Source organism: Clostridium sp. 19966 (genome assembly GCF_032335695.1).
Taxonomy (GTDB): Bacteria; Bacillota; Clostridia; order Clostridiales; family Clostridiaceae; genus JACTOJ01.
Genome location: NZ_JACTOJ010000059.1, coordinates 1 through 6,186 on the forward strand (window position 1 = coordinate 1; position 6,186 = coordinate 6,186).

General features: G+C 31.0%; 10 protein-coding genes. All 10 read right to left on the bottom strand.

Annotated features, from left to right (window positions below; all coding sequences use genetic code 11):
* Positions 1 to 232: 232 nt before the first annotated feature.
* Entirely contained in the window at positions 233 to 1,252 is a 1,020-nt protein-coding gene (locus IAI10_RS24140; protein WP_315675872.1) for an N-acetylmuramoyl-L-alanine amidase, read from the bottom strand.
* 16 nt (positions 1,253 to 1,268) lie between these two features.
* Positions 1,269 to 1,502 (bottom strand): hemolysin XhlA family protein, encoded by a 234-nt coding sequence (locus IAI10_RS24145; protein WP_315675873.1) that lies wholly within the window; start codon positions 1,500 to 1,502, stop codon positions 1,269 to 1,271.
* 74 nt (positions 1,503 to 1,576) lie between these two features.
* Positions 1,577 to 3,433, bottom strand: coding sequence for a phage tail spike protein (locus tag IAI10_RS24150; RefSeq protein WP_315675874.1), 1,857 nt, complete (start codon positions 3,431 to 3,433; stop codon positions 1,577 to 1,579).
* A gap of 80 nt (positions 3,434 to 3,513) precedes the next feature.
* Positions 3,514 to 3,726, bottom strand: coding sequence for a hypothetical protein (locus IAI10_RS24155; protein WP_315675875.1), 213 nt, complete (start codon positions 3,724 to 3,726; stop codon positions 3,514 to 3,516).
* Between the two features lie 157 nt (positions 3,727 to 3,883).
* Positions 3,884 to 4,723, bottom strand: coding sequence for an LPO_1073/Vpar_1526 family protein (locus IAI10_RS24160; RefSeq protein ID WP_315675876.1), 840 nt, complete (start codon positions 4,721 to 4,723; stop codon positions 3,884 to 3,886).
* A complete protein-coding gene (locus tag IAI10_RS24165) occupies positions 4,716 to 4,913 on the bottom strand; it encodes a hypothetical protein (RefSeq protein ID WP_315675877.1) in 198 nt (65 codons plus the stop codon). Before IAI10_RS24165 ends, IAI10_RS24160 begins: the two co-directional genes overlap by 8 nt.
* A gap of 83 nt (positions 4,914 to 4,996) precedes the next feature.
* Positions 4,997 to 5,188, bottom strand: a complete 192-nt coding sequence (locus IAI10_RS24170; RefSeq protein WP_315675878.1) for a hypothetical protein — start codon at positions 5,186 to 5,188, stop codon at positions 4,997 to 4,999.
* A gap of 152 nt (positions 5,189 to 5,340) precedes the next feature.
* A complete protein-coding gene (locus IAI10_RS24175; protein ID WP_315675879.1) occupies positions 5,341 to 5,490 on the bottom strand; it encodes an XkdX family protein in 150 nt (49 codons plus the stop codon).
* 11 nt (positions 5,491 to 5,501) lie between these two features.
* Positions 5,502 to 5,831, bottom strand: a complete 330-nt coding sequence (locus IAI10_RS24180; RefSeq protein ID WP_315675880.1) for a hypothetical protein — start codon at positions 5,829 to 5,831, stop codon at positions 5,502 to 5,504.
* Positions 5,832 to 5,843: 12 nt separating this feature from the next.
* Positions 5,844 to 6,186: tail fiber protein (locus IAI10_RS24185; RefSeq protein ID WP_315675881.1), on the bottom strand; the 343-nt coding region annotated here is incomplete at its 5' end.

The window sequence follows — 6,186 nt, forward strand, 5'->3', positions numbered from 1 at the left end:
TATTAAAATTAAACTTAATACATATCCAATAATCTGGTTAATATCCATGTTCCCATTACTTCCCTTCTAATATATATAATAAATTAACTTAAATATTGTAAACTAACCCCCTCAAATATAGGTTTACAATTTTGTGGTAGTTAAAGGTATCACATATATGCAACACCCTTATTTGAACCATCGCAAATTTGCGACACTGCAAAAAAGCTAAGGTAATAATTATTTACCTCAGCTACTGCAATAATTTATTTACAGTATTCTGACCAACTATTCCATCAACTGTTAATCCACATTTCATCTGAAAATTCTGCACAGCCAACTTTGTACTACTTCCATAGTCTGAATCTGCCCCAGCTTGTCCCACTGCGAATCCTTTAGCAATAAGCCTATTTTGAACCCATCTAACAAGTTCACCCTTTGAGCCTTTTTGAATCAGTATTTTAGCTATAACTGCATTAGTGCAATTGCCTCTGATTCCATCTTCAGCCAAGCTATATCCACTAAGATTACAAGCGTGTTGAAAATCTAAGATAATAGTATCAATCTTAGGCTTATTTAACTCAGCAATTTTAGTATTTATGCTTGCCATTGTCTGTTCTCCTGCTAAACCATCAGCAGATAATCCGTTATCTTGCTGATACTTATATACAGCATTTTTAGTGTTTTTCCCATAAATGCCGTCAACACTACCACAATCATACCCCAATCTGCTTAATTTACTCTGCAAATCTTTTACCTTGTCCCCTGAATCTCCAACTTGTAGCCAAGTTCTATTTTGAATTGGTTGATAATTGACATTAGACCCTTGCTGATTTAATGAAGCATTTTTTATATCATCAAAAGGAAATTTATTTCCAGGGCAACTTGTATTATATAATGCTCTATGTGGTTCAATTCTGCTTAAATTATATCTCTGGAGTAAGTATTTAATTAGTTCTATTCCACTTTGTTTTTGCACATCTGGCATTGAATCCACCATATAATTACCCTCAAAGCATACTCCTAAAGAATTAGAATTATAGCCATAACAATGAGCACCTTCAGCATTTTCGGGTCTGCCACGATAAACTGAACCATCCTTTCTGACTAAAAAATGATAACCGCAACCTATCCAACCTCTTTCTTTATGCCAGTTGTCTATGTCCTGTATAGTACATGTAGATGCTTCTGCATGATGAATAACAACCATTTGAGGTACATTATTATAAGTTAAAGCTCCATTCCAAGATAAATTTGTTTCTATAATATTCATATAAAATACACTTCCCTTAATGAATTTTTAATTGTACTATTAAATTTAAAATTATTACTATTATCCCTCCAACCGAAGTTCTCCAAAGCCACTTATTATTATCCTTTATTTCTTGTATTTCTTTTAGAGCTTGTAAAGAATTAGTATAAGCTTGCTCGGCTTTATCTCTGATACTATTAAAATCGTCCAACTTTGTCTCCATTCTTACAAGTCGCTCTAAGATTTCCTGTATTTTATCATCTTTTTCCATCTTTTCACTTCCTTTTATATATCTTCATATTTTTTTGTATTAAAAAAGCACCTACCTTTTTAATTAGTAGATGCTTAAGCCTGTACTCTCCAATTTATTCTACATTCCATTGTTGGCAATGTTGTTCCAGTTCTAGTTAAATTTACATATATAGATATAGTTGCATTATTATAATCTATGCTATCTATAAAGCAACTCCACGCTTGTAATCTATAATCGTCTGAGTAAGATGTACCATTTTTAAATTCCAAAGATGCCAATTCTGCTGAAGCATTAAATATTTTCCCTTTATACTTATTGGGCAATTGAATAGTTATTGTACTTCCTCCTGTTGCTGGTGCTACTTCTGCATATTGATAACCTTGGTTAAAATACCTGTAAAATGGCAGTGTTTCTCCATTTATTACTTGAACTAAATCATCACCATTGATTGTTATATATCCATTGTTACTTACCCATTTACTTGCCCCACTTATTTGCATTATTCCATTAGTTAAATCAATGGATAATTTCCCATCTTTACTTGTTATAGTACCGACTTTGATTAAATCTCCATTTAATATTCCTGTGGTTATATAAGTTGCCACTATTGCTCCATCTATTGTCATAGCTAAGCCGTAATCACCGTTATATCCAGTGCTGGAGTAACCTAAGCCGCTATTATTCCAGCGCCAAACCTTTTTAGCTGTATTTATATCTGGAGTATCCATTATTAAAATTTCAAACGGTTCACCATTGGCGTTTTTATGCATAATTACATAACCACCCTTATTGCCAGTTATAAGGTTAGTGGCATTATCTACAGCTTGCAGTAAATCACTTTTTTGAGTGACTATATCTTGCTTAACGCTATTTAATTCTTTATTATAGCTACTGGCAAAATCAGTTTTATAGTTCCCTAGAGTAATTTCATTATATCTCTTCAAAATTGCATCCCATTTATAAGCAATTACCTCCGCAGATATGTCCATATTCAATTTTTTATGTTTTACCGTAACATAATCATACAGGTAAACGGTTTCTAAAGACTTATAATTTTTATATTCCTCTGTTTGGCTAAGGTCTACAAAATTAACGGTATAAGTAACCTGTGGTACATCTATTTTATTAACCGTAAATTCATTTTGAGCCGCAGCTAATAATAGAGCTTTAGCTTGGTCTATTGTGGTAGTATCATCTACCTTAATATCACTATACGACTTTTCAGCTATCTTCGGATGCGGATAATTATTTATATATTGGCTATCTACATATTTATTATCTAAGGTTACTACGTCTTGCTGGTCCTGCCCTTGACAAGTGGGGTACAATCTTGTAGCTACATTAGATAAATCTAAATCTTCTTCAATACCTTCTAAATTTTTACCATATTCAATTTGTACTCCTCTATTAGTTCCAGCCTGTCCTAAGATTTTAATATCGTAATTATCCCTTACAATCTCGCCACCCCAGACATTAATAAAACTGTTATCATCGTCGCTTATTAGAGCTTGCACTGGATTTTTTCTTATGTATTCTGCACTTCCGGTATTAATTAAATCAGAATAGACAGTAAAGTTAGTATTATAGGATAAGTGACTAAATACCCAATTTAAAGCACTATTACCACTTAAATTTGTAGGTCTGCAATCCTCTATAAAATTATCTAGTAAGTCGTAGAAGATGTGTTTGCAGCTAACTGTAATACTACTCATATTTTTTACTCTTTTATAAATCCTGAATAGCTGGTCACCTCTTGGTGTAGAAGCTTTAATAATGTTACCTTCGATAAGATATTGCCATTTCGTATTATTGTCGGTTATTGTATACTCTAATTCTAAGCTAAAATCTCCATTTTTTTCTTCTGTTACTTCGCATGTTTGGCACAAATCCAAAACAGCTAATCCATTGTTATTAAAATCTGTTGTATCGCTGTTATATACTATTATCAAATTATCACCTCGTTTATGAAAAAATCTAAATAAAAAAGAACTTAGATTATCCTAAGTTCCATAAAATAAATATTTTTTTACTATTTCTCTACTATGTCCCAATTGCGAACCCCTTTTGATGTGTCTAATCGGTATTTATTCTCGCAATCTTTACAACTGATAAAAACACCATGGTCTCTAAATCCTGGAGTATTATCATGCATTTCTATTATTTTCCCATTTCCGCAAGGACACTCGTATTCATAACGTTCAGTATCTTCACTTTCACTAGAATAAATCATCTTTAATTTCATATCCCATCATCTCCTAATATAATTATATCAACAAGTGACATCAAAATACAATATTATGCCATGTTTCCATAATTACTTATATAAAGAAAAGCCCATGCTCTCAGCATGGACTTGGATTTATAGATGAGAATTTTACTATGTTATATTAAATTATAATTTATTCATGTATAAAAATATTTATATCAAACTTTTGTCCAGTTTTTATTTGAATATTATTTATTGCTATAGCCATACCAACACTTGTTAAACTACTATTGCAAAGTTTACTATTATTCCACATAGGTTTTAAAAGCCTTAATATTTCAAATGAATTAATCATATCATTCACTTTATTTTTGTCATTAATTTGTGGGAACTTATGCTCCATTGCTGATTCAAAATCAATTGCACCAATACTAACCGATAAACATCCACTATACTGTAAATGAGTATAAAACATATCATCAGAAGTCACATTGATATCCCCTTTTATTACGATAAGTACCATAATATAATTTTGTATAGGGGTTAATCCAGTATATCTTATATATCTTATTAAAAATATCAATGATAAAATGTCTATTTGCCTAGATGTTAATTTAGGTACTACATCCATGGCTTCATTTAAAACGAGATTTTTTAGAGATTTATCCTTATCTTTTGTTCTTTCTACTAACATTTCTACTAATAAATTTGCAATATTCTCATCACCACGTCTTGCATGGCTTTTTTGTACTTCATAAATATTATAACGTATATCTGGTTCCTCTGTATTTTGTAATAGCTTTGGATTAATTGCATTTATCTTTTGCAAATATTTATCTAATATTTTTTCTGCTCGTTCATTTATAATATTTTCAATTGTTTGTCCCAAATCATAAAAATTCTTTTTAAATACATCCATTGAAATTTCTTTTACATCAGAATAAGTCATCCCATTATTTTGTATAAATACGATGTCTTTTCCTTGTATGTTGGTAGAGTCATCTCCTGAATCAATTTGTTGCCCTTTAATCATTCTTTTTACCTCCGATTGTTACAGTTACATTTCCTCCACCTTGTACATTAGTAGAATTTTTGCCAGATTTAATCTTTTGAGATGTTTTTTTATCAAGTTGCCTTTTTGTAAATAAACCAACTAATAAAGTAAGAATAATTCCACCTATTCCTTCAAATATCCAATGAGCATTATTGATAATCCATTGCATATTAAATTCCTCCTCTATGTAAATATATATACATAATTACATTTTACGGAATTATACTGCAATTGTCAAAATATATCTATATATTATAATTCATATCTAATTAAAGGATATTTTTCATTTAAATAAATCTTAGTTGAACAATTTGTGCATATATGTTCATATCTCGGAGGATTACTTTCCCAATCATTATATGCTGTCTGTATCATTTCACCTTCCTTACATACATCACATATATATTTAATTCCCACTGGTTTTACAATAACTTTTTGTTCCATATATAATACACCTCTTTTTTAATATCAAAAAATTGAACTTATAAAAATCCAATCTATTTTATCATTTTTTATTGATTATCCAATATTATCCACCCATACAAACTAGTATTCAAGCCATTCCAAAAGTCAAAACAGTAAATAAAACATCAATTTTATAATTGGCTATCGACTACTGTTGCATTTTTCGCATTAATTATCTGCTGCTTTTCTTCTTCCGTAATCCAGCTTTTTATAACGGCATTACTTAATTTTTCATCAGTTAACTTTCCTTCTAAATACAATCTTTTTAATGTTTCAAACATCTAAATTCCTCCTATAAGCTGGATAATACTAATTGGTCTATTGTGTCCTGCATAGTCTTAATTTGCTGTGCTTGGCTATCTATTGTCTGCTGTAATATCTCTGCCTGTGTCTTTTCACCATTATTATTTGTATTATCATTTGACGGAGGTACTCCCAAAGATATATCTTTTATATCCCAAGTTTCACCATTCCAAATAGGAATATGTTGACTATCGTATTCGGGTGGCTCTATAGTAGTAGCATTAGCAGGAATTAAATATACGCCTAGTTCAAGAGGGCTTTCATCTGCTTCCTCACTTCCTATATATTCTAAATTTCTATTGTAATTATAAACTAACATAAAATCACCTTCTTAATATTTAATGCAATATAGTAAAGCTACATTTTTAGGCGCTGTTTCAGAATCTCCAGTATAATTAGTTGAAACATAATATACGTGTGAAGCGCCGTCACTTCCTACATTAGCTAACTGTCCGTAATTACCAGCATTCCAGCTTCCCCCACTATATCCACTTGGGAAATCATGTCTGTGAGATTTTAACATATCATTTTGTTTACTTCCAAAGCTTCTTCCGTTATCTACACCAGCTCCATCATCAAAACCTCTAATAAATTGTCCTCTTAAATCTGGCAGATTAAAGGTTGTACTACCATCTCCCGCTCCAAAAGTTGTACCTATAGCGGCAAATAAATTA